Source organism: Streptomyces sp. NPDC006294 (genome assembly GCF_042870895.1).
Lineage (GTDB): Bacteria > Actinomycetota > Actinomycetes > Streptomycetales > Streptomycetaceae > Streptomyces.
This window is the reverse complement of record NZ_JBIAHV010000021.1, coordinates 16756-39568: the sequence shown is the minus strand read 5'-3', so window position 1 is coordinate 39568 and position 22813 is coordinate 16756. Positions and strand designations below refer to the sequence as shown.

General features: G+C 71.9%; 22 protein-coding genes. 10 read left to right on the top strand and 12 right to left on the bottom strand.

All coding sequences use genetic code 11. The annotated features are described in order from the left end of the window. Positions 1-423 precede the first annotated feature (423 nt). Together ACFYOP_RS29735 and ACFYOP_RS29730 are read right to left on the bottom strand one after the other, a co-directional pair. Positions 424-2112, bottom strand: a complete 1689-nt coding sequence (locus ACFYOP_RS29735; RefSeq protein WP_356896863.1) for a DUF885 domain-containing protein — start codon at positions 2110-2112, stop codon at positions 424-426. Between the two features lie 86 nt (positions 2113-2198). Next, complete coding sequence (locus ACFYOP_RS29730; RefSeq protein WP_356896861.1) at positions 2199-2684, bottom strand: Lrp/AsnC family transcriptional regulator; 486 nt, start codon at positions 2682-2684, stop codon at positions 2199-2201. Positions 2685-2743: 59 nt separating this feature from the next. Here ACFYOP_RS29730 and ACFYOP_RS29725 point away from each other — a divergent pair, with 59 nt between their 5' ends. Then, on the top strand, positions 2744-3988 hold the full coding sequence (locus tag ACFYOP_RS29725; protein ID WP_356896859.1) for a PLP-dependent transferase: 1245 nt from the start codon (positions 2744-2746) through the stop codon (positions 3986-3988). On the opposite strand, the gene ACFYOP_RS29720 is transcribed toward ACFYOP_RS29725, so the two are convergent. From ACFYOP_RS29720 to ACFYOP_RS29690, 7 genes are all read right to left on the bottom strand, one after another. Further along, positions 3879-5306, bottom strand: a complete 1428-nt coding sequence (locus ACFYOP_RS29720) for a GNAT family N-acetyltransferase (protein WP_356896857.1) — start codon at positions 5304-5306, stop codon at positions 3879-3881. The genes ACFYOP_RS29725 and ACFYOP_RS29720 overlap by 110 nt on opposite strands. 191 nt (positions 5307-5497) lie before the next feature. Next, the gene (locus ACFYOP_RS29715) at positions 5498-5959 is read right to left on the bottom strand and encodes an alkaline phosphatase D family protein (protein WP_356896855.1); all 462 of its coding nucleotides are present in this window, start codon (positions 5957-5959) and stop codon (positions 5498-5500) included. A 39-nt stretch (positions 5960-5998) separates the two neighbouring features. Beyond that, entirely contained in the window at positions 5999-6358 is a 360-nt protein-coding gene (locus ACFYOP_RS29710) for a hypothetical protein (RefSeq protein WP_356896853.1), read from the bottom strand. Positions 6359-6404: 46 nt separating this feature from the next. Continuing rightward, positions 6405-6992 (bottom strand): hypothetical protein, encoded by a 588-nt coding sequence (locus tag ACFYOP_RS29705; protein ID WP_356896851.1) that lies wholly within the window; start codon positions 6990-6992, stop codon positions 6405-6407. A 77-nt stretch (positions 6993-7069) separates the two neighbouring features. Next, positions 7070-7264 carry a type I restriction enzyme endonuclease domain-containing protein gene (locus tag ACFYOP_RS29700; protein ID WP_356897046.1) on the bottom strand — a complete coding sequence of 65 codons (195 nt, stop codon included), beginning with the start codon at positions 7262-7264 and terminating at the stop codon, positions 7070-7072. A gap of 191 nt (positions 7265-7455) precedes the next feature. Beyond that, on the bottom strand, positions 7456-8007 hold the full coding sequence (locus ACFYOP_RS29695) for a GNAT family N-acetyltransferase (RefSeq protein ID WP_356896849.1): 552 nt from the start codon (positions 8005-8007) through the stop codon (positions 7456-7458). Continuing rightward, on the bottom strand, positions 8007-9236 hold the full coding sequence (locus tag ACFYOP_RS29690) for an XRE family transcriptional regulator (protein WP_356896847.1): 1230 nt from the start codon (positions 9234-9236) through the stop codon (positions 8007-8009). The genes ACFYOP_RS29695 and ACFYOP_RS29690 overlap by 1 nt, the downstream gene beginning before the upstream one ends. Positions 9237-9555: 319 nt before the next feature. Here ACFYOP_RS29690 and ACFYOP_RS29685 point away from each other — a divergent pair, with 319 nt between their 5' ends. The 6 genes from ACFYOP_RS29685 to ACFYOP_RS29660 all read left to right on the top strand — a co-directional run bounded on the left by ACFYOP_RS29685 (position 9556) and on the right by ACFYOP_RS29660 (position 16304). Next, complete coding sequence (locus ACFYOP_RS29685) at positions 9556-9732, top strand: hypothetical protein (RefSeq protein ID WP_356896845.1); 177 nt, start codon at positions 9556-9558, stop codon at positions 9730-9732. After that, positions 9729-10118: a hypothetical protein gene (locus ACFYOP_RS29680; RefSeq protein WP_356896843.1), complete on the top strand. Its 390-nt coding sequence runs from the start codon at positions 9729-9731 to the stop codon at positions 10116-10118. The genes ACFYOP_RS29685 and ACFYOP_RS29680 overlap by 4 nt, the downstream gene beginning before the upstream one ends. A gap of 113 nt (positions 10119-10231) precedes the next feature. Next, complete coding sequence (gene tgmA / locus ACFYOP_RS29675; protein WP_356896841.1) at positions 10232-10450, top strand: putative ATP-grasp-modified RiPP; 219 nt, start codon at positions 10232-10234, stop codon at positions 10448-10450. After that, entirely contained in the window at positions 10447-11427 is a 981-nt protein-coding gene (gene tgmB, locus ACFYOP_RS29670; RefSeq protein ID WP_356896839.1) for an ATP-grasp ribosomal peptide maturase, read from the top strand. The genes tgmA and tgmB overlap by 4 nt, the downstream gene beginning before the upstream one ends. Next, entirely contained in the window at positions 11424-12503 is a 1080-nt protein-coding gene (locus ACFYOP_RS29665) for a methyltransferase domain-containing protein (RefSeq protein WP_356896837.1), read from the top strand. Before tgmB ends, ACFYOP_RS29665 begins: the two co-directional genes overlap by 4 nt. Before the next feature lie 405 nt (positions 12504-12908). After that, complete coding sequence (locus ACFYOP_RS29660) at positions 12909-16304, top strand: ATP-dependent DNA helicase (protein ID WP_356896835.1); 3396 nt, start codon at positions 12909-12911, stop codon at positions 16302-16304. Positions 16305-16354: 50 nt separating this feature from the next. On the opposite strand, the gene ACFYOP_RS29655 is transcribed toward ACFYOP_RS29660, so the two are convergent. Further along, positions 16355-17185, bottom strand: a complete 831-nt coding sequence (locus ACFYOP_RS29655) for an alpha/beta fold hydrolase (protein ID WP_356896833.1) — start codon at positions 17183-17185, stop codon at positions 16355-16357. A 165-nt stretch (positions 17186-17350) separates the two neighbouring features. Between ACFYOP_RS29655 and ACFYOP_RS29650 the strand changes: the two genes are divergently transcribed. Together ACFYOP_RS29650 and ACFYOP_RS29645 are read left to right on the top strand one after the other, a co-directional pair. Beyond that, positions 17351-18244, top strand: a complete 894-nt coding sequence (locus ACFYOP_RS29650; RefSeq protein WP_356896831.1) for an RNA polymerase sigma-70 factor — start codon at positions 17351-17353, stop codon at positions 18242-18244. A 250-nt stretch (positions 18245-18494) separates the two neighbouring features. Beyond that, positions 18495-19253, top strand: coding sequence for a GntR family transcriptional regulator (locus ACFYOP_RS29645; RefSeq protein WP_356897044.1), 759 nt, complete (start codon positions 18495-18497; stop codon positions 19251-19253). A 55-nt stretch (positions 19254-19308) separates the two neighbouring features. Here ACFYOP_RS29645 and ACFYOP_RS29640 read toward each other — a convergent pair whose 3' ends face one another. Next, the gene (locus tag ACFYOP_RS29640; RefSeq protein WP_356896829.1) at positions 19309-20466 is read right to left on the bottom strand and encodes an ROK family transcriptional regulator; all 1158 of its coding nucleotides are present in this window, start codon (positions 20464-20466) and stop codon (positions 19309-19311) included. Positions 20467-20606: 140 nt separating this feature from the next. Here ACFYOP_RS29640 and ACFYOP_RS29635 point away from each other — a divergent pair, with 140 nt between their 5' ends. Next, complete coding sequence (locus ACFYOP_RS29635) at positions 20607-21044, top strand: hypothetical protein (protein ID WP_356896827.1); 438 nt, start codon at positions 20607-20609, stop codon at positions 21042-21044. A 66-nt stretch (positions 21045-21110) separates the two neighbouring features. Here the strand turns inward: ACFYOP_RS29635 and ACFYOP_RS29630 are convergent, their stop codons facing one another. Further along, complete coding sequence (locus ACFYOP_RS29630) at positions 21111-22649, bottom strand: PQQ-dependent sugar dehydrogenase (RefSeq protein WP_356896825.1); 1539 nt, start codon at positions 22647-22649, stop codon at positions 21111-21113. Between the last annotated feature and the right edge of the window lie 164 nt (positions 22650-22813).

The window sequence follows — 22813 nt, the reverse complement described above, 5'->3', positions numbered from 1 at the left end:
GCTGCTCCCAGGAGCGCGCGCCTCAATCGTCGGGGGGCTCTGGGCGTGGCGGTGTTGTCGGGGCGCTGCCCCGAGCCCCGCGCCTCAAACGCCGGCGGGGCTGAAGTTGCCCGGCAGCACGCCCCAGCCCCCAAACGCCCACGGCCGGAAGCCTGCCCGTCTCGTCGGGGCTCCGCACCGAGCCCCGCGCCTCAATCGCCGGCGGGGGCTGGATGTGCCCGGCCGGGGGGTACCTCCCACGGCTGCCAGGCCGTAGGGGAGTTCTAGGCCACCGCGCGGAGCGCGGTACCGGGCTCGGGCGGAGCCCGGCCCGCCCGCCCACCGGGCGGTACGGAGTCCGGGGCTTGCCCCGGATGCGGGAAGGGGCGGGGAGGGGACAAGCCCGCCGCAGGCGTCACCCGCCCCGCCCCACCCACCCGCGCGTCACAGGCGCGACAGTTCCTCCACCAGGTCGTCCAGCCCCAGCGACCCCTGCGACAGCGCCGCCATGTGCCACGCCTTCGCGTCGAACGCGTCCCCGTGCGCCCGCCGCGCGTTCTCGCGGCCCAGGAGCCACGCCCGTTCGCCGAGCTTGTAGCCGATCGCCTGCGCCGGCATCGACAGGTAGCGGGTCAGTTCGCTCTCGACGAAGTCCGCCGGCCGGCCGCTGTGCATGCCGAAGAACTCCTGCGCCAGCGCCGGCGTCCACCGCTCGCCCGGGTGGAACGGCGACGACTGAGGGATCGACAGTTCCAGGTGCATGCCGATGTCGACGATCACGCGGCAGGCGCGCATCATCTGCGCGTCCAGGTAGCCGAGACGCCGCTCCGCGTCGTGCAGGAAGCCCAGTTCGTCCATCAGGCGCTCCGCGTACAGCGCCCAGCCCTCCGCGTTGGCGCTGACCTGGCCGACCGACGCCTGGTAGCGGGAGAGCTGGTCGGCGACGTGGGTCCACTGCGCGATCTGCAGATGGTGGCCGGGCACGCCCTCGTGGTACCAGGTGGACACCAGGTCGTACACGGGGAAGCGCGTCTCGCCCATGGTCGGCAGCCAGGTGCGGCCGGGCCGCGAGAAGTCCTCCGACGGACCGGTGTAGTACGGCGCGGCGGCGCCGCCGGGCGGGGCGATGCGGGACTCCACCTTCCGTACCCGCTCGGCGAGTTCGAAGTGCGTGCCGTCGAGCGCGTCGATCGCCTCGTCCATCAGCCGCTGGAGCCAGACCCGCACCTCGTCCACGCCCTCGATGTGCTCACCGTGCACGTCGAGGTGGGCCAGCGCCTCCCACGGGCCCGCACCGGGAAGGATCTTCTCCGCTTCCTTCTTCATCTCGGCGAGCAGCCGGTGGTACTCGGACCAGCCGTACGCGTACGCCTCGTCCAGGTCGAGGTCGGTGCCGTTGAAGTAGCGGGACCAGCGGGCGTAGCGCTCGCGGCCCACGGTGTCCGGCGCGTCCGCGACGGCGGGCGCGTACACGTCCCGCATCCAGTCGCGCAGCTCGGCCACGGACCGGGTCGCCTCTGCGGCCGCGACGTCCAGTTCGGATCGCAGCGACGCGGGCCCGTCGGCCGCGAAGTCGTCGAAGAAGCCGCGCCCGGCGCCGCCGCCGCTCCACTCCGTCAGCTGCTCGACGAAGGTGGCGGTGGGGCGGGGGCCGCCGAGGAGCTTCTTCTCGAGCCCGAGGGCCAGCGACTCCTGGTAGCCCTTCAGCGCCCGCGGGACGGCGCGCAGCCGTTCGGCGATCGCCGCCCAGTCCTCCTCGGTCTCCGCCGGAGTGACGGTGAAGACCTCGCGCACCGTGTGGGCGGGGGAGTGGATGTTGCTGACCGCGCGCAGGTTCTCCTCGGCGTCGTGGACGGCGAGTTCGGCGGTGAGCCGCTCCCGCAGCAGCCGCCCGCAGCGGCGCTCGGCGTCGCTGTCGGCGCCCGGCAGCTTCTCCGCGTCGTCGAGCCTGGCCAGCGTCGCACGGGCGAGGCGGGCGACCGCGTTCTGTCCGGCGGGCGAGTAGTCGGGAAGGAGCCCGGAACTCTCCTTGATTCCCAGGTAGGTACCGAGGACCGGATCGAGCTCGATGAGTGCGTCGACGTAGGTGTCGGCGACCTGGCGGGGCAGCGCGGTGCTGGAAGTCTCTGACATGCGCCCCATCCTCGTACGAACGGGCGTCCCGCGTCACCACCATTGGACCCCGGTCGCCTGTCGACCGGGCGGCGTTGGCCGGTTCCTCAACTGTCGGCGGCCGCCGGTGGCAGCAGCGGTCCGCACTCCCACTGCTGGAAGATCAATCGGGTCTCCACACGGGCCACTTCGCGCTGTGACGTGAACTCGTCGATCACCAGCCGCTGCAGATCCGCCATGTCCGTGACGGCGACATGGACCAGATAGTCGTCCGGGCCGGTGAGATGGAACAGCGCCAGCGACTCCGGCAGCGCGCGGATGCGTTCGACGAACGGTCCGATCAGTTCCCGCCGGTGCGGCCGCACCTGCACCGACAGCAGCGCCTGCAGCCCACGGCCCAGCCGTGCGGGGTCGAGGGCGAGCCGGTGGCCGAGGATGACGCCGGAGCGGCGCAGCCTCGTGACCCGGTCCAGGCAGGTGGACGGGGCCACGCCGACCTCCGCCGCGAGGTCGCGGTAGGTGGTCCGGGCGTCGTTCTGGAGCAGGCGGAGAATCTGGAGATCTATCGGGTCCAGTGCGACGGAATCAGCCATTTGCCGAACGTAGCACGGAGGCGTACCGCTACTTCCCGGTAACTGTTCACAGTGCGGCCATGGAGAACGCAGCTTCGGCCACGCCCGCGACCCGGGCCCTGGCCACCGATGCCGTGCACGCCGGACGCGAGGACCTCGTCGAGCTCGGCGTGCACGCCCCGCCGCTCGATCTGTCGACCACCTACCCGTCGCACGACGCCGCTGGTGAGGCGGCGCGGATCGACGCGTTCGCCACCACCGGAGCGCGGCCGGACGGGCCGCCCGTCTACGCACGGCTGGACAACCCGACCACCGCCCGCTTCGAGACGGCGCTCGCCAAGCTCGAGGGCACCGAGAGCGCCGTCGCCTTCGCCAGCGGCATGGCGGCCCTGACCGCCGTGCTGCTGGTGCGCGCCAGCATGGGCCTGCGCCACGTCGTCGCCGTCCGGCCGTTGTACGGCTGCAGCGACCATCTGCTGAACGCCGGACTGCTCGGCACCGAGGTCACCTGGACCGACCCGGCCGGCATCGCGGACGCCCTGCGGCCCGACACGGGTCTGGTCATGGTGGAGACCCCGGCCAACCCGACGCTCGCCGAGGTCGACCTGAGGGCCGTACGGCACGCCTGCGGCTCGGTGCCGCTGCTCGTCGACAACACCTTCGCCACCCCGGTGCTCCAGCGCCCCGCCGAGGAGGGCGCGCGGCTGATCCTGCACAGCGCGACCAAGTACCTCGGCGGCCACGGCGACGTCATGGGCGGCGTGGTCGCCTGCGACGAGGAGTTCGCCCGCAAGCTGCGCCAGGTGCGCTTCGCCACCGGCGGCGTGCTCCACCCGATGGCCGGGTATCTGCTGCTGCGCGGGCTGTCCACGCTGCCGGTACGGGTCAGGGCCGCCTCCACCACGGCCGCCGACCTCGCCCGCAGGCTGGCCACCGACCCCCGCGTGTCCCGGGTCCACTACCCGAGCATCGGCGGCGCGATGATCTCCTTCGAGGTGTACGGGAACCCGCATGACGTGATCGCCGGCGTACGGCTCATCACGCCGGCGGTCAGCCTCGGCAGCGTCGACTCCCTGATCCAGCACCCGGCGTCCATCAGCCACCGCATCGTGGACGCGGACGACCGGCGCTCCGCCGGGGTCAGCGACCGTCTGCTGCGGATGTCGGTCGGGCTGGAGGACGTCGAGGACCTGTGGCGGGACCTGACGGAGGCGCTCAGCGCTCGGTCCGACCGGTCCGCGGCACCTGACCGGTCCGTCCTGCCTGCTCAGCACGCTCGTGAAGGGAACGCGGAGGGACGGCAGCCGCGTCCAGTCGGGCTGTGATCACCAGGGTGCCTTCCTCGATCTGGTAGTCCAGCGGCAGACCGAGGCCGCGCATGGCGGCGACCATCGCGGTGTTCGACGCCTGGGTGACGGCGTAGACGTGCTCGCAGCCGGCCTCGGCCGCCATCCCCACCAGGCGTTCGAGCATCATCGAGCCGATGCCCCGGCGCTGCCAGGCGTCCTCGACCAGCAGCGCGACCTCGGTCTCGTCCCCGTCCCACAGCAGATGGCCCAGGGCGACCAGTCGCCCCGAGGCCGTCTCCACCGCGAGCGTGCGGCCGAAGCGCGGGCTCAGCAGGTGGTTCAGATAGCGGTCCGCGTCCTGGACGGGGCCGTGGTAGCGCAGGGAGAGCGTCCGGCCGGAGCACCGTTCGTGCATGGCGAGCGCCGCGTCGACATCACCCTGGTCCGCGCGGCGCACGGTGATCTCGTTGCCCTCGGGGAGGGTGAGGACGTCCTGACTGCACGGGACGCGGGGCCCGAGGCGGGCGTCCAGCTCGACGAGGGCCCGCGCCCGGGCGAACTCGGTGGGGGTGAACGGCAGATAGGCGCGCTCGACGGTGATCGCGCCGCCGTTCGGGTCGCGCAGCCGCATCACGGTCTCCTCCAGGACGCCCTCGACCGGCGGCGTCTCGCCGGTGGGGCGGCCCGTCGGCGAGACGGCCGGGCGGGAGCGGATGGTGCACCGGCCGAGCAACTGCCGTAGCGCCAGCGGCAGTTCCGCCGCGTCGAGCGCGGTACGGGTGGCCAGGCCCAGCACCCGCGTGGGGGTGTCCACGAGGTCGTGCGCGTCGGCCCGCTCGGTCCACGTGCCGCTGCCCCCGGCCGCGGCGACCGTGCGCGCCAGCTCCTGCGCCTGGAGCGAGGCGGGCGCGCGCAGCAGGAACTCGTCCACCGTGCCGTCGGCCAGCGGGTGGGTCTGCAGCGTGAGGATGTCGACGTCGAGCCCGGCCAGCGCGCCGCACAGCGCGGCGAGGCTGCCGGGGGTGTCCTGGACGGTGGTGCGCATCCGCCACAGCGTGGTCTCGCGGGGCTTGCCGGGTTCGGCGGCACCGTCCGTCGTCGTCCCGGTGTCCCCCGTCGCCTCGGCCGGCGGTGCGTTGCTGTGGCGCCGTGCCCACCATGTGTGGAACGCGGCCGTCGCGGCGAGCGTCACGGCGGAGGCCACGAGCAGGAACGGCCCGTCGGGCGTGTGCCCGATGAGTTTCGCGACGGTGTCGGCGACGGCTACGGCGGTGAACATGGCGGCCAGTTCGACGAGGTCCCGCCGCCAGTGGTGCGGACGGCGGGCGCTCTTCGCGGAAGTCACATCTGTCATGGCTTCACTGTGACCGACTGGTGTTGCGTGATCACGAACGCTTTGTGACTGATGGGTTAAGCGCCGATTTAGAGCGCTATCGGCTGGTATTGACCGTTTCTGGCGCGGAGTGTTCGCTTCCATGAAGCAAGGCTGTCAGAGGGCTCCGCGCGACACCGGCCCCGGCCGCCCCTACGGCCGGGACCGTTCCGTCACTGGCCGACGCGCCCCGGCTGGAGCGTCCGGCTGAACAGAACCGTTCCGCCCTCCGCGCGCAGCCGGACGGTCAACTCGCCGCTGCCGCCGTCGATGTCCACTTCGCCGAAGTACTGCGGGGACTCCGGATCGGCGACACGTTCGCTCGCTTCGGCGCCCGGACGAACACCCGGTCGGGCCCGAAGGTCGAATCGAGCGCGTTCGCCGGGAAACCGCCCGCCGCCAGCGGCCCGGACAAACTCCCAGAACGGCGCGAAATCCTTGAACGCGGCCCGCTCCGGCGCGTAGTGCTGCGCCGAGGTGTAGTGCACATCCGCCGTCAGCCACGCCGTGCCGGTGATCCGGCGGTGCTTGATGTACCGCAGCAGGTCCGCGATCTGCTGATCGCCGCGGCCACCGGGGCGGTCGCCTACGCCGGCATCCGCACGGCACTCGCCCGCCGCGACCGGCCGTGACACGCGGCCTCACCGCCGCGCCGCCCGGTCGCGGGCCCGTCGTCAGCCCTCGGACGTACCCGCCGCGGACGACTCCGGCTCGAAGTCCCACGAGCCGCGCTTGAACAGGGGCCGGAAGTCGGGGTGGTCCTCCCAGTGCCGCGCGAGCCCCACCAGCTGGTCCCAGTGGTGCGCCAGCGTCTGATCGATGACGCGCCCCAACTCCCCGTCGGCCGTGGCCCGCTGCTCGCAGATCCCCTTCACGGCCGCCGCACTCGACACGGCGCCGCGCAACGCCCGCAGGGCACGCGAAGTGTCGTCCATCCCGAAGCCGTGATCACTGCCGGTCTCCGGGTCGAAGAGCGGCCGCAGCCGGTCCTCGAGGAACGAGGCGATCTCCGAGAAGTGCTGCTGATCCATCATGGCTCCCTTTTTCCCCCGCCGCCGTCGGACCGGCGAGCGGGGTCGTTCACTCTTCTCCCGCAGAGGCCGCCTCTGTCTGACGCCGCGGCGTAAGGCCATTCTCCATGCTGCGGGGAGTAGGTCGGCTGCGGCTGCCCCGGCGTAGATTCGCGAAGGGTGGCTTGCCGTGGACGAGGACGAACTCGTCGATCAGCTCGGCCTCGACGTGCGCCGGATCCAAGCCGGGCGTGGGGCGCCAGGCGACCAGCAGCGATGAGGAGTCCTCGAGCTGCCAGACGAAGCGGCCTCCCCAGTGCCCCGACGAGCCGGTGCCGGACCTGGCGTACTGCAGCAACCTGCCCCTCAGCCCATGCCTGGCCCTGGCCCCGGTGACGGCCTTGCCGATATAGACGACGTGAGCTCCGTCGACCCACTCAAGAGCCAGCCGCTCGCGCGGGACGGACGGGTCGCGCTGCCTGCGCCATCCAGCAGGGCTGGTCGTCAGGAAGCGGGGTGGGCCGACAGACGGCCGCAGCACCACGTAGACGCCGCCCTCCTGGGGCACATGAGAACCAGGCAGCTTCTCGAACGGTATGAAGCCGCTGAACCCCCGGGCCTCGAGGCCGCGAGGCGTCAGCCCTGTGTCATCACGCATTGTTGCACCTCCACAGATGCCGAGGGGCTCGGCGGAGAAGGTCTCCGCCAGGAGCTGGCTGGGCTTCCGGATACCCCTCAGCTGTCCGGCGCGCCGCCCGTGGCCCACTCGTTGATGAAGTGCTGCATCTGCTTGAGCACCAGGTTGATGGCCTGCGGGGCCTGGTCCGGCGGGTAGTTACGGCGGGCCAGGAGACGCTTGATGGCGCTGCGGAGACGGGCGCGGACCGCCTCGCGGGCGATCCAGTCCGGCTTGAGCTCAGCCCCAGCCAGCTTCCGCGCGCTGCTTCATGAGCGGCGTGCCTGGGCCCGCACGATGGCCGGCCTCGCCGCTGACACCGAGGCCGCTCTGGTCGCGGGTGAGGAAGCCCAAGGGGAACCAGGCCATCAGGGTCCCCGGTGGTGTTGCCCTCCCGCCCGAGGTCGTGGGAGGGCGAGGCCGAACGTGCCATAGGGCTGTCCGCCTACTCAGGGGCGGCGAAGAGCGGAGGCAGTTCGCTGTCGGTCGCGATGCGGCGGAGCATCACCGCGTAGACCGGGGAGTCGGGAAACGGCTGCCGCTCACCGACCTGCCGGTATCGCCAGGATTCGTATAGCGCCTGCACGCGAGGGTGGGTCGTGTCCACCAGAAGAACCGACAGCGCTTCGTCCCGGCTGCTGAGCAGCGCCGTATGCAGTTGGTCGGCAACCCCGCTCTTGCGCCACTTCGGCCGCACCATCAGTTCCGAGACGGAGAACGTGGACGGGTCCGCAGGCTCTTGCTCAACGTAGTCGCGCCACCACTCCCGCCGGGGGACGGAGGGAGCACCGTAGGCGAAGCCAGCTGGTTCACTGCCGTCCCAGGCGATGACGCAGGCAAAGCCGCTGTTGCCGCCCCAGTGGTCCACAAACCATGGGAATCGCTGGTGGAACGGATCGTCCATCTGGTCTGCGTAGGCGTCGGCATGGACATCGATGAGCGTCTGTCGGATCTCGCCCAAGTCCGCGTGGGAGTAATGGCGCAGGTCCAGGGTCATCAGCGGCTCCACTGGTCGCGGTATTGGTCACCCCACTCTCGCGCCACCGCAGTATCCGGCGCGAGAGTGAGAAGGTCGCGGTAGAAATCACCGATCAGCGACCTCATCCGGCCAGGCAGTGGAGCGCCGACCATCATGTCGAACACCTTGGCTGCTGTCTCGCACGCTTGCTCCGAGTCGTCCTGGTGCAACTGCGCGGGCGCGAGTCGCGCGGTGGCCAGGGCCCTGTTGCGGCGGAACCGGTCCGGCAGGACGGCCAGGGCGCGGTGCGAAGCGGCTTCCGCCTCTGCTGCGTCCCCGAGCCTGTGCCGCACGATCGCAGACAGGGCATACAGCTCAGCGGGACCGTAGAACGCGATCCACGGCGGTCGTGGCGTCTCCGGGTCCACCTTGCCCATCAGGTCCTCGGCGAATCCGACGGAGCGCAACGCGGCCTGCCGATCACCGCGGTTGGCATGTCCGACGGCTGTCCGGGCGTGGGCGAGGGAGGCGAACAGCCGGTCTCGGCGAGTAATTCCTGTGGCCTGTGCGGCGTACCCCGCATCGACGGCCTGGCCGTACTCCTTGCGCTGGTGGGCGAGCATGGCCAGTGAGTTCCACACGCGCATCTCCGTGGCGCTGTCGTCCGCCATCCTCGCCAGGTACAGCGCTTCCTTGAGTTGGGTGTCCGCACGGTCGAGCCGGCGCGCGTCGATGCTCGACCATGCCGCAGTCGCGGTGAAGTCGGATGCGAGGCTCAGCAGGCGCTGCCGGATCCGCTGGGAGCTCGCCCGCTCCTGGTTGCTCAGGCAGTTGGCAGCTCCGGCGAGGGCCGCCCCCTCGAGCTCGGCATGTCCGCCGCGCTTGTCGTCCAAGCTGGTCAGGCTCTCCAGACTGGCGCGAAGCCCGGCAACCTCCACGGTCCCGACCCGGCCGGTTATGCCGGTCGTGAAGGGAAGCGTGGCCCCGGCCACCGTGGTGGAAGCGAGGAAAGTACGGCGGAGCAAGGGGTCCTCCGGGGGGATGAAACCGAGTGCGACGGCTGGACTCCCGAATACTGCCTCCAACGCGTCTCGCTGTCGCTTCTGAGGCCACTCGGATTTTCCGGCCAGCCAGTAGCGCACGGTGCGGTCGCTGATCGTCCCGCGGTGGCCGGCGGCTGCCAGCGACGTGTTCAATGCCTCCACTAACTCGGCCTGTGTGTAACCCGCCTGAGTCATGGCAGCCCGGAGCCGGAGATTCTGGGTCACGCACTCACGGTAGCCGTCGTGTCTTGCTCCGGTCATCCCGTCGAGAGAGCCGCCGAGCCGGAATTTCCGGTTGCTTGCGACTACGTCAGCGGTCCTTTTTCCTGCCTTGTCCGAAGCGACGGGAGTTGTATGAGCGACGGCCCTCTGGGGCCCGGTGCTTCCGACGTTCCGACATCAGGGGTGAGTTGTGCATCCGAGAACCGCTACACCTGAGGCAGGATTCGCTCCCGCTGTGACGTCGACATGTTCAGCTGTCGCACCCATATTCGAAACTGTCATCGACCGTGATTGGTCACGGCACTTCCACCTCCGGGCCGACGTGACCGGTCTGATCCGTATCCACGCCCGTACGCGCCTGACCATGCTGCGGTGGGCGGGCAACGTCGAAGCGGCCACCACAGTGGCGGCGATCCTCGCTCAGAACACGTTCGATCACGCCGACCCCGGTCCCTTCGGTGACGCATGGTTCACCCCGCACGGCAGCGCGAGACGATGATGAAGCTTCTGTGCCAGGTGTGCGTCCGCCCAACCCGAGTCCGCGGCGCCCACCTGTTCCTCGACACCGACCCCCGACTCGAACCGGGCAAGCGGTTCCTGACCGCGCACCCGCCGCTCTGTCTCGAGCACGCCGCCGCAGCGGTCGAGCAGTGTCCGAACCTGCGCAAGAACCACACAGCCCTGCTCGTGCACCGCGCGCCCCTGTTCGGCGTCATCGGCACCCCCTACCAGTGGAGTGCGAGCGGCCTCCAGGCACTCCCGGGCGACGACCAGCCGCTCCCCTACACCTCACCGATGCTGCCCTGGTTCCTCGCCTCCCAGCTCGTACGGGAGATCCGCGAACACACCGTCGTCGACCTACGCGACTTGGTCGACGGCCGCTGAACCCCCGGCTCCGGCATCCAGAACGGCGCGCGATCCCGGCAGGACGTCGCACCGTGCCCGAGCCGGGTTGCACCACCGTCAAAGCAATTTCTCTCACCACCAAGGAGAATGACATGACCACCACGATTCCGTTCGCCACACGCTCGGCCGCACCGCCCTGTCTGGTCACGACGTCGATCGACGGCGTGTCCTGGGACGAGGACCGCCAGATCAACGTGACCGCCGACGGCACGCCGTGGCACACCATGCCGCAGGCAGCGTCCACCACGGACACCAACATGGACGGCAAGGGCGACGACGTCTCCGACCCGTACTACGCCTCGGCCTCATGAGCATCGCCGCCCGCCCCGTGCTCGTCGTCGCCGAACAGCTCGACGCGGCGGCCGACATGGTCGTCGATCAGCTGAACCTGCGCGGCGTCCCCGTCATGCGGTTCGACGTCGCCGAGTTCCCCCAGCGGCTCACCCTGACCGGCAGGCACCTGCCGACCGAACCGGGCTGGAGCGGGGCCATCGACGACGGGCGCCGGACGGTGCGGCTCGAGAGGGTGCGGGCCGTCTACTGGCGGCGGCCCGCACGCCCGCTCATCGCCGGCACCGTCCCCCAGCCCTACCACCTGTGGGCCCAGAACCAGGCCGACGCGGCGATGCTCAACGTCCTCGCCGCGCTCCCCGGCGTGCCGTGGATCAACAACCCGCACGCCGATCGCATCGCGTCCCACAAGCCGCAGCAGCTCGTCGCCGCCACCCGCTGCGGACTGCGCGTGCCGTACAGCCTCATCACCAACAGCCCCGACGCCGCACGCGCCTTCGCCAAGGAAGTGGGCGGCCCACTGATCTGCAAACCGATCGTCGGCGGTCGCCTGGACGTCGGCGAGGACCGACAGCTCATGGTGGCCACCCACCGGGTCGACGCCGCCGACTTCGACGACAGCGTCAACATCACCGCGCACTACTTCCAGGAGAACATCCCCAAAGTCTACGAGGTCCGCCTCATCGCCGTCGGCGGCCAGGTCTTCGGCGGCAAACTGACCACCACCAGCGAAGCGGCCGGCACCGACTGGCGCACCGACTACGAGCACATCGAGTACGACACCGTCGACGTACCCGACCACGTCGCCACCGGGGTACGCCGCTTCCTCGCCCACTACGGCATCGTGTTCGGCGCCTTCGACTTCGCCGTCACCCCCGAAGGAGAGTGGGTGTTCTTCGAGAACAATCCGGCCGGGACCTGGGGATGGGTCGAGAACCGTACCGGCCTGCCGATCGCCGCAGCGCACGCCGACTACCTCGCAGGAGCGCAACTATGAACTGGCCGGACACGGGCGCATCGGCCGCCGCACGACAGAAGTTCGCCGCCGCACTGAGCGAGCAGCCCAGCCAGTGGAGCGACGCATTCGTCTCCGTACCCCGGCATGTCTTCGTGCCCCGTTTCTACCGCCAGGACGCCCACGGCGAGTGGCAGCCGGTCGCATGGGACGAGGACGGGTACCTGCAAGCCGTGTACTGCGACGAGGCGCTGACGACACAGCTCGACGAGCACGGCGTGCCCATCAGCTCCTCCAGTCAGCCCTCCCTGATGCTCACCATGCTCGAAGCTCTCGACGTCGACGACGGGCAACGCGTCTACGAACTGGGCACCGGCACCGGATACAACGCAGCCCTGCTCTCCCACCGGCTCGGCGACAACAACGTGACCAGCGTCGACGTCGACCCACACCTCGTCGAAGCCGCCATCCGGCGCCTGCAGCAGGCCGGGTACCAGCCGACTGTCACCGCCGGAGACGGAGCCCGCGGCCACCCGCTCAACGCCCCGTACGACCGGATCATCGCTACCGCCGGCGTGCACATGATCCCGCCGCCGCTGCTCGACCAGGCGACCGACGGCGCGGTCATCGTCGCCCCGCTCGGATACGGCATCGTCCGAGCCACGGTCACCGGCCGCGGCCACGCCACCGGCCGATTCCTCCGAACGCCGGCGCACTTCATGCCCCGCCGCGTCCCGGGCAGGCCTCCGCAGCTCGACGCCGCCCGCGAGCAGACACCGACCGACAGCACCGTGCCGGCCGAGGACGTCCTCGGCCGGCTCAACTTCCCGCTGTCGATCGCCCTGCCCGGCTTCACCTCCTGCTCCTGGAAGGACGAAGCAGGCAACCTCGAGGCCATCGGCCTGTGGACCCCGGACGGCTCGACCGCCGTCGCCCGCACCACAGGCACCGTCCAGCAGACCGGACCCCAGCGGCTCTGGGACACCGTCGAGGAGGTGGCCAAGACGATCACCGGCGAACCCGAGCGCTCTGATTTCCTCCTGACGGTCAGCCCGGCCGGGCAAGCCGTGAGCTACGGCCCGGAGGGTCCCTCCTGGGCACTCCCCGCCACGACGTAGGGGCGTCGCCACACCTGGCGGCGAGTCGACCATCAGGCCGGCTCGCCGTCGTCGCGCGGACACCCATCGACAGCGGGCGAACAGGCTGGCCGGCAGCAGGCGATGGAGGACTACCGGCCCGGCCAAGCTGCAGCTGCTGTGTTTGCGCTGCTACACGGCGGAAAGGACGGCCGGCCCGCCGCGCCGAAGCCGTCTGGTCACACCTGTGCCTGGGGTGCCATTACCACCAGTACGAGATCGGCCCCACCAGTGACCAGGCCCATGCCTGGCGAGCGGAAGTCGGCGAGTCGGTCCCGGAGCTTCGCCTCTGACTGTACGTCACCAGGCGCTCTCTGGTAGTTGTTTCAGCGGGGTACGGGCGGCTGCCCGTAGCGGCGGCCGCACGGGCGCCGCAGGGAGGGGTACATGGGCAACACCACCGCGCACGACGAGGTCCTCGCCGCCGAGCAGAAGGCGGTGGACCACGCGTACGACTGCTATACCGCTCGGCTGGCCGAGATGAGCGGGACGTCGACCGCCACCGCGTCGGCGACCGGCAAGGACGGCATCGCCAACCGGCAGGACGCGGAGGCGCGGGCCGCGGCGTACGGCGGGCTGGGGGACGAGGCGCTGGTCTTCGCGCGGGTCGACGCGCCGGAGGACCCGGGAGGGCGGCCCCGCCCCTGGTACATCGGCCGGCGGGTGGTGCACGACTCGGACAAGGAGCTGGTGGTCCTGCCCTGGACCAGCCCCCTCGCGAAGAAGTGGTCACAGGCGCGGCCCGAGGCGCCGGGGGAAGTGGTCCTGCGACGGCAACTGCGGTGCGTGCAGCGGATCGTCGAGGGCTACTTCGACGAGATCGCTCGCGCCGCCGCCCCCGCCTCCGTACCCGCGCCCCGCCCGGCCGCGGACGACGCGACGCCGGGCCACGCGACCGCGGACGAGGCACAGACCGCGACCGCGCCCCCGGAGAAGGCCCGCACGCCCCGGGACGTCGCCCGGCAGCAGCGCCGTAAGCCGCTCCAGCCGGACGACTTCCTGCTGCGGGAGCTGCAGCGCTCACGCAGCGGCCGGATGCGGGACATCGTCGAGACCATCCGTCGCGACCAGATGGACCTGGTCACCGGTTCCCCGTCCGACATCCTCGTCGTGCAGGGCGGTCCGGGCACCGGTAAGTCCGCCGTCGGTCTGCACCGGGTGACCTGGCTCGTCAGCAATGAGCACTTCAAGGCCCAGGACATCCTCGTCATCGGCCCCCACCAGCGCTTCCTCGACTACGTCGGCCGGGTGCTGCCCACCCTCGGCACGCGAGACGTCAACGCGGTCCAGCTGAGCCGCCTCTGGGACGGCGAGATCCTCGGCACCGACACCGAGCGGGCGCGGCTGGTCAAGTCGGACGAGCGGATGGCGGCCGTCCTGCGGCGCCGCGTCGAGAACGCCTGCCGCCCCGAGGCCCTGGACGACCTGACCGTCCCGCCCTCCTACGAGGGTGACGAGCCGGCCGTCGTCGTCACCGCGGGCAGTACGACTCTGCGCGTCCCGCGCACCGATGTCCTCGCCCTCCTCGAAGAGGCCCGCGGCGGCGACGGCGCCTACCGTGAGCGCCGGGAACGCTTCCGCAGCCTGTTCGTCGACCGGCTTCTCCAGGAGCTCGCCACCATCGCCCCGCGCCGCGGCCAGGGCGGCACGATCCGCCGTGACCTGGAACGCAACCGCCGGGTCGAGCGGCTGGTCGAACGCGTCTGGCCGTCGCCGGGCGCCCGGGAGGCGCTGCGCAGCCTCTACGACTCGCCCGACCTCCTGCGCGCCTGCGCCGACGGCGTCCTCGACGGCGACGAGCAAGCCGTCCTGCACCGCCCGAGGGCGGCCACCGCCGACGCCGATCCGTGGACGCTCGACGACCATGTCTGTCTCGAAGAGCTCCGGTTCCTGATCGACGGGGAGATCCCCCGGCGTTACGGGCACATCGTCGTCGACGAGGCGCAGGACCTCACGCCCATGCAGGCCCGCGCGCTGCGCCGCCGGTGCGCCGTCGGCGGTTCCATGACGGTCCTCGGCGACCTCGCCCAGGCCACCGGGCCGCACACCCCCGCCGACTGGGACCGGCTGGGCGCCCTCCTGTCCGACCACGGGGACTGGCGCGTCGCCGAGTTGAACACCAGTTACCGCGTGCCGGCGGAGATCATGGAGTTCGTCGCGCCCCTCGCCCGCGCGTTGGCCCCCGGTCTGCCCTACCCGCAGGCCGTGCGCGAGGCCGGCGAGGACGCCGTACGCACCCTGGCGGTCGAGCCGGGAGAGCTCCTGACGGACACCGTCGCCCAGGTGACACGCCTCGTGGGCACCAGCGACGGGCGCACCCTGCGGTCCGTGGCCGTCATCGTTCCCGACGACTGGGACCGGCTCGACGAGATCAACGGCCTGCTCGACCGGATCCCCGGCATCGCGGGCCCGCGCCGTGAGGCGGTCTCCGTCCTGGTGGCCGCGCAGGCCAAGGGCATGGAGTACGACCACGTGCTGGTCGTCGAGCCGGCCACCATCGCCGGCGGGGGCCCGGCCGGACTGCGACAGCTCTACATCGCGCTGACCCGCAGTACGCAGAGCCTGACCGTGCTGCACACCTCGCCGCTGCCGGAGATCCTGACGAACACCGACGGCCCGGCCGAACCCCCCGGTGCCGGAACCGCAACCGGCCGGACGCACGGCGACATCCCCGACATCGGGACGGACATCCGCGTCCGGGTCCTCGGCCCCGGGCCCGGCGGCCGTTACAAGGTCAAGGCGCTGTCACCCGAGACGGACCGCCCGCTGGTCCTGACCGTCCGGCACGGCTCCGCGCCCCCGCGCCCGGGCCAGGAGCTGGACTGCTGGGTGTTCGCCAACGAGACCGGCCACAGCGTCCTCACCGCCGACCAGCGAGGCCGCCGGCCCATTTCCCCGAGGATGGCGGAGCGTTACGTGGCGGCGCTCGGCGTCCTCGACGAGCTGCCGGCCGACGGCGCGGACGTCCCCCGGGACGCCCGGAGCCGTCTGTCCGAGCTGCAGGGCATGGCCAATCGCGTCCTCCGTCGCGACCAGGCGGACTGGGTGGACGTACGACGGGTGCTCGGCTCCCCGGACCGGCACCGGCTGGGTGTGCTGCGCGACCTCGCGGCCGGCGCCAACCGCGCCCTCAAGGACGACACGCTGGACCCGGAGCGCCTGCGCGAGGAGCTGGCGGCCTCCGGCTGGGCCGGAGCCCTGGCCGAGGCGCGGGAGACCCTCCGCGCCCGCCTCGCCGCCGAGACGGCGGACCCGGACGACGAGACCGCCCCCGCGACGACCACGCACCAGCAGCCCGACGAGAAGGAAGCCGAACCCGTGACGACTGTCGACGAAGCCCCCGCCGTACCGGCCGTGACCACGAAGGAGGGGTTCCTGCGCGCGCTGGAGGCCTCGGCGGCCGCCGACCGTACGTGCAAGAAGCACGAGGCCGTGCGCCACGCGCTGAAGTCCGAGCTGCTGTGGGCCGACCTGGAACCTGCCGACTCGCCGACGGTGGACGTCAGTTGCGCCATGGACGACGGCCTGTTCGTCTACGAGGTCCTGGGCGCCGGCCGGTCCGCCTACGCTGACCTCCGCTCGGGAGCGATCCGGCTCCTCGAGATCAACCACACCCTGCCGGAGCCGGCCGTCCGTCTCTGCCTGGTGCTGTGCGAACCGCCCGCGGAGGACTGGTCGGCCGACACGGTCCGCGAGGTCTTCGGCGTCCACGTCCTGTGGCGTACCCGGACGGGCTGGGGCGGCGACGGGACGGGCACCTGCCTGGGAGGCCGCGAGCAGTGACCCGCGACCCGGCCCTCCCAGGATCGCGCCGACGGCGGCGAGTCCTGGCGTCAGGCGCTGCCGTCCAGCAGTACGCGGGCCACCAGGGCCGGGTCGTCGTTCATGGGGACGTGGCCGCAGCCGGGCAGTCGAACGAGGCGGGCGCGAGGGATGACGTGCTTGGCGCGTATGCCCTGGCGGCGCAGCAGGAGCCGGTCCTTGGCGCCCCAGGCGATGGTGACCGGGATGTCGCGGACGTCGTCCGTGAACAGCACGCTGCCTCCGGCCGCGAGCGTCTCGTGGAAGCCGGTCGCGTCCCGCAGCGCGCGGGTCTCTGCGACGGCGGCCTCGGGTGAACGGCGGCCGGGCCGCGCGTAGATGGTGCTGACCAGTGCCGTACGCCCCGCTGCCGAGCGCGACAGCCGCTCGATCACGGGCAGCGGCATGGTCCGCGCGCCGAACCGCATCGCGCGCAGGGTGGTGAAGGCGTAGCGCCGCTCCGCCTCCGACCAGAAGCCGGCCGGGGAGAGCGCGGTCACCGAGCGGACCAGCTTCTCGCGGCCCAACTCGAGAGCGAGCAGCCCGCCGAGGGAGTTGCCGGCGACATGGGGCCGGTCGATGCCGAGTTTCTCGCAGAAGGCGTTGAGCGCCGCCGACACCGTGCCCAGGTCGTACGGGACGCCGTCCGGCAGCGCGGCGGACGCGCCGAACCCGGGCAGGTCGACGGCGACGACGTCGCGGTCGGCGGCGAGTATGTCCATCACCGGCTCCCAGGCCTGCCAGTGGTGGCCGATGCCGTGGAGGAGGAGCAGCGGTTCGCCGGCGCCTCTGCGCTCGTAGGTGACGGACAGCGTACGGCTGCCCCTGGCGGCCTTGACGGCGAACGAGATCTCTGCGGCCATCCTGCACGCTCCCCTTGCCTCGCACTGTTGTAGACAGGCTGTCAGTAACAATTACCGCTCAGTAGCTCCGACTTCAAGAGGCAGACCCCGCCCCGGGCCCCGATGTGCCGCGCGCCGCACCGGAACCTGCTGGACAGCGGGCGCCTGGTGGGCTGGGATTGAGGAGTGGCGACAGACACCGTGACCGACGTCTTCGAAGAACACCGGCCCGTCCTGACCGGCGTCGCCTACCGCATGCTCGGCCGGATCGCCGACGCGGAGGACGTGGTGCAGGAGGCCTGGCTGCGCTGGTCGGCCCAGGACCGCGAGGACGTACGCGAGCCGCGCGGCTATCTGGTACGGACCACCACCCGCCTCGCGATCGACCGGCTGCGGCACGTCCAGTCCCGCCGCGAGTCGTACGTCGGCCCGTGGCTGCCCGAGCCCATCGCCACCGACTTCGGCCCGTCCGTCCCCGACACGGCCGAACGGGCCGTCCTCGCCGACTCCGTGTCGCTCGCCGTGCTCGTCGTGCTGGAGTCGCTCTCGCCGCTGGAGCGCGCCGTGTTCGTGCTGCGCGAGGCGTTCGGCTTCCCTTACGCCGAGATCGCGGCCACGCTCGACAAGTCGGAGGCGGCCGTGCGGCAACTGGCCGCACGGGCGCGCCAGCACGTGGACGAGCGCAAGCACCGGTACGACGTGGACCCCGCCGAATGCCGTGAGCTCACCGAACGCTTCCTGTCCGCCGCCGCCGGCGGCGACCTGGCCGGGCTGCTCTCCCTGCTCGCCCCGGACGTGCGGCTGGTCGGCGACAGCGGCGGCAAGTCCAAGGCGCCGCTGCGCGTCATCGAGAGCGCGGACAAGGTCGGCCGCTTCCTCGTCGCCGTGGCCCAGGAGCCGATTCCGGACGTGGAGGTCCGCGTCGTCGAACTCAACGGCGCGCCCGCCCTGATCGTCCTCTCGGGGGGCAGGCCGGACACCGTCCTGCAGGTGGAGGTACTGGACGGACGCATCCAATGCGTCTACATCATCCGGAACCCGGACAAGCTCGCCGCGCTCGTCCTGCCCGGCGCCCCCTGACCCCACCGTCACCGCACGTCGGACCCCGTGACCGTATCCGGCCGCGGGGTCTTGTGCTGCCCGCGACAACCTCAGTACGAAGGCCACGTGAACGCTCTGTGAATCCGGACCGCTGCACTGCGTGACATCGAGGGGATTGGTCTTGACCAAGGGGGAGGCCCGTCCTATGGTCGCAGGGATAGTGCAGGAACCTTTAATAAACAAGGGCGCGGAAAAGCAGCCGACGGTACGGCGATCGTGGAGGATCAGGGTGGGGACCACGCAGCTGGAATCGGTGCCGGAGCCTAAGTACTGGCACCTCAGGACCGTGCTCGCCGAAGCACTCGACACCGACTTCACCGTCGGCGAGATCCTGCCCAACGAACGGGACCTCGCCGCACGCTTCGGCGTCGCCCGCGCCACGCTCCGGCAGGCGCTCGAACAGCTCGAGCTCGAAGGCCGTCTGCAGCGCCGCCGCGGCGTCGGCACGACCGTCGCCCCGCCGCGCATGGGCGTGGACGTGACCACCTCCCGCCAGGACTGGCCCGGCACCGGCGACGACGCCTGGCAGGCCGCGGAGTGCACCGTGGCCGTGCCGTCGGCGGCCGTCGCCCGGCTGCTCGACACGGAGACCGACGAAGCGGTCCACACGGTGCGCCGGCTCCGGATGAGCCACGGCCAGCCCGTCGCCGCCGAGTTGCTCTACGTGCCGTCGGTGTCCGTGCCCGACCTGCCCGCGATCGAGGCGCCGTCAGGACCGGCGCTCGCCCGCAGCGTTCTGCGCGAACTGCAGCGCCTCGGCCTGGAGGGCCAGGACCGCGCCGTCGAGCTGGGGTCCGCGGGCGCCGTCGACGCCAAGGAACTGGACCGCCTGCCGGGCGCGCCCGTCCTCGTCGTCACGACGCGGTACTTCTCGGAGGGCCGCACCGCAGCGGTGTCCGTCGCCACGTACCGGGCCGACACCTGCCGGCTGACCTTCGGCGGGGACGTCGAGATCAGCCACCACGGCCAGGAGCGCCGCGCGTCCTGACGCGACCGGCCCGTCCCAGGGCGTCCGCAGCTTTCGTTCCGGCCCGCCGCACTGCTCAGCGGCGGGCCGTCACCGTTCCCTCGACGGCGAAGAGCTGCTCCTCCACATGGTCCAGCGCCAGCCGCAGCGCGCCCGTCGCCACGGCCGCCTCGCCGAGCAGGGACAGCGTCACCCGCGGCGGCCGGAGGCAGTAGCGCGACAGCTCGTCGCGCAGCGGCGGCAGCACCCCGTCGAGACCGGCCGCCCAGCCGCCGATCACCACCACCTCCGGGTCGAGCGCCAGCACCAGCGCCGCCACGTCGTGCACCAGGCGCTCGTTGAACCGGTCGACGGCGGCGCGGGCTCCTGCGTCACCGCTCCTGGCGAGCGCGAAGACGTCCGCCACCGCCTGCTCGTCCAACGGGTGCAGCGGCTCACCGGTCGTCGACAGCAGCTCCTCCGGCGTCTCGTCCCGGCCCAGCAGATGCAGCGCGCCGATCTCGCCCGCCGCTCCGCCGTAACCGCGGTGCAGCCGCCCGCCGATGAGGGACCCCGCGCCCGGGCTCAGCCCCGCCAGTACGAACACGATGTCGTCGGAGTCCGTCGCCGAACCCTTCCAGTGCTCGGCGACCGCGGCGGCGTTGGCGTCGTTCTCCACCAGCACCGGGCACCGGAACGATCTGCGCAGCCGCTCACCCAGCGGCAGCCCCGTCCAGCCCGGCAGCGCCGTCGACAGCCGTACGGTCCCGTCGGCCTCGACGATCCCCGGCGATCCGACGCCCACCGCGCGCAGACTGCTGCGCGCCACACCGGTGCGCCGCAGCAGGTCGGCGACCACGGCCCGTACGCGCTCCAGCCGGTCGTCGGCGCTCGCCCGCTCGGAGACGTCCCGCGAACCCGCCCCGATGATCCGCCCGTCCAGACCCGACAGCAGCGCCGCGACACGGTGGGCGCCGATCTCGATACCCAGCAGGTGGCCGGCCTCCGCACGGAACCGGAACCGCCGCGCCGGCCGCCCCTGCCGCCGGGCCTCGCTCTCGTCCGGCACGGCCTCGACGACCAGCCCGGCCGCGATCAGCCCCTCGACGACACCCTCCACCGTCGGCCGGGACAGGCCGGTGATCCGGGTCAGGTCCGTGAGCGTGGGCGACTCGGCGCCGCGCAGGGAATGGAGTACCACCGCGGAGTTGATCCGCCGCAGCAGCGATGGATCCCCGCCGGTCAGCCGCCCCACGTGTGTCCTCCCCGCTCGTGCCACCTCTGGCCGGATCGTACTCGCTGCCGGCGCCGCGCCGGGCCACCGGCCCGGACGGGCGGCGCCGCGAAACGGGTGACGGCGCCCCAACTGTCAGTGGCGGCAGGTTCAATGGGTCCATGACCACGGCACAGCACCTCGCTGCGATCGACCGGCTGCGCGGCCGCACCTTCCCCGCGCAGCGCGAGCGGTCGCGACTCGGCGACAGCGGCCCGGGGTACCACATCGGCCATCTGCGCATACCGGCGGACGCCCTGGACGCCTCCGACCGCGCGGCCGGCCGCTCACGCGAGCCGTACGAGGCGGAGTGCGAGGCACTGGTCACCGCGTTGAGCAGCCGCTGGGGCGAGGGCCAGTGGTTCGCCCTGTGGTCGGTGCTCGTCGGCAGCATCTGCGGGGAGGAGATACCCGCGCCGTGGGACGAGCTGAGCCACTGCGTCGAGGACCTGCACCTGTGGCGGGTCGGGAGCCACTGGACGGCCGTCGGCGTCTCCCGCGCGGAGGGCGAGGACGAGTACCGCCTGATCGCCGTCGTCACCGACGTGGACCCGCCTTAGGGAGGGCCTTGCAAGCTCGGCGCGACGGCGGTCGGCGGCCCGCGGGGCGGCGGCCTGCGGGGCGGCTCAGCGGCCGACTGCGCAGGCGTCCCCGTTCAAGGTGAACCGGGGCGGTGGTGACGCGTCACCGGTGTGGTCGGCGAGGTATCCCAGGGTGATGCTCGCGCCCGGCGCGATGGCGGCGTTGTACGGGGCATTGGCCGCCGCGATCGTGTTGCTTCCCTGAGTCAGGTCGGTGTTCCAGTCGGAGACGACCTGTTGCCCGAGGGCCAGCGGGAACGCGAGGGTCCAGCCGCTCACCGCCGTGCCGCCGGTGTTGGTGACGGTGAGGTCGACCGTCGTTCCGGTGCCCCAGGCCCGCACGGTGCGGTCCACCCGGCAGGTGGGCTCCTCCCGCTGGAAGGACACCCGGTGCAGGCCGCCGGGCAGGTCGTTGACCACGTAGAACTCCCCGTCGGCCGTCGTGCCGATCGACGTCACCTGGGTCGGCATCTCCCCGATCTCGGCCTGTTCGTAGCCGCCGCCGCCGTCGGGGCGCAGGGCCCAGACCGTGGACGAGCAGTAGTCGGTGGCGATGTAGGTGCCGCCGACCAGGTCGGCGTACTGACGGCCCCGGTAGACATGGCCGCCGATGACCGAACAGCCGCCGGTGTAGGGGGAGTACGTGAAGACCGGCTCGGTGTAGGTCTCGCCGGGCGCGCAGTGACCGCCTTCGAACCTCTCCAGACCCTCGTAGCAGGACCAGCCGAGGTTCAGCCCTCCCTGCCCGGCCGGGAGATGGTCGATCTCCTCCCATCTGCCCTGGCCGACGTCGCCGATCCACATCGAGCCGTCGTCGCCGTCGAAGGAGAACCGCCACGGATTGCGCAGCCCGTACAGCCAGATCTCCTCGCGGGCGTCGCCGGAGGCGCCGGCGAAGGGATTGTCACCGGGAACGCAGTAGGGGAGCGGGGCGCAGGCGCGGCTCACGTCGATACGCAGGATCTTGCCCAGCAGGGTGTCGAGCCGCTGCCCGGCGCCGAGCGGGTCCGCGGAGCCGCCGCCGTCGCCGATGCTCCAGTACAGGTTGCCGTCGGGGCCGAACGCCGGCTGTCCGCCGTTGTGGTTGCTGAACTCGGCGTGCTCCTGGGAGAGCAGGACCTCCAGGCGGGACTCGTCGAGCCGGTAGCGGGCGAGCGTGACCGCGCCGTCGGGCAGAGCCGTGTACGCCAGGTACAGGTCCTGGCTGTCGGCGAAGTCGGCCGGGAGGGCGATGCCGAGCAGGCCGCGCTCGTTGCCCGACTGGTCCACGGCCGCAGCGATGTCGATGAGCGGGGTCCGGTCCAGGCCGGTGTCCGGGTGGTAGACGCGGACGGTACCGGGCTTCTCGGTGATGAACAGCCGGCCCGTGCCGTCGTCGGGTGCGGCGATGGCGGTGGGCCGTCTCAGCCCGGATGCCACCTGGGTGGTGGTCGTGCTCAGCGACGGCAGCGGCACGGTCGCCGTGTCCGTTGTCGTGTCGACGGTCGCGGCGGCGGCTGACGGTGGCGTGGCGGCGGACAGCAGGGTGGGGGCGGGCAGCAGGAGAGCGAGCAGAAGGGGCCCTGCCCAGCGGCGTCTTGGCATGTCGGCTCCAGTGACGGGGATGCTTGTTCCGGTCGGCGGGCAGGTCGCGGGTGCGGTGCGGTGCGGTGCGGTGCGGTGCGGCAGCGGGCGGCGGCGGTACGTGAGGCACGGGCGGTCCCGCCGGACGGTGCTCGCCGTCCGGCGGGACCGCTCGGTGACCGCCG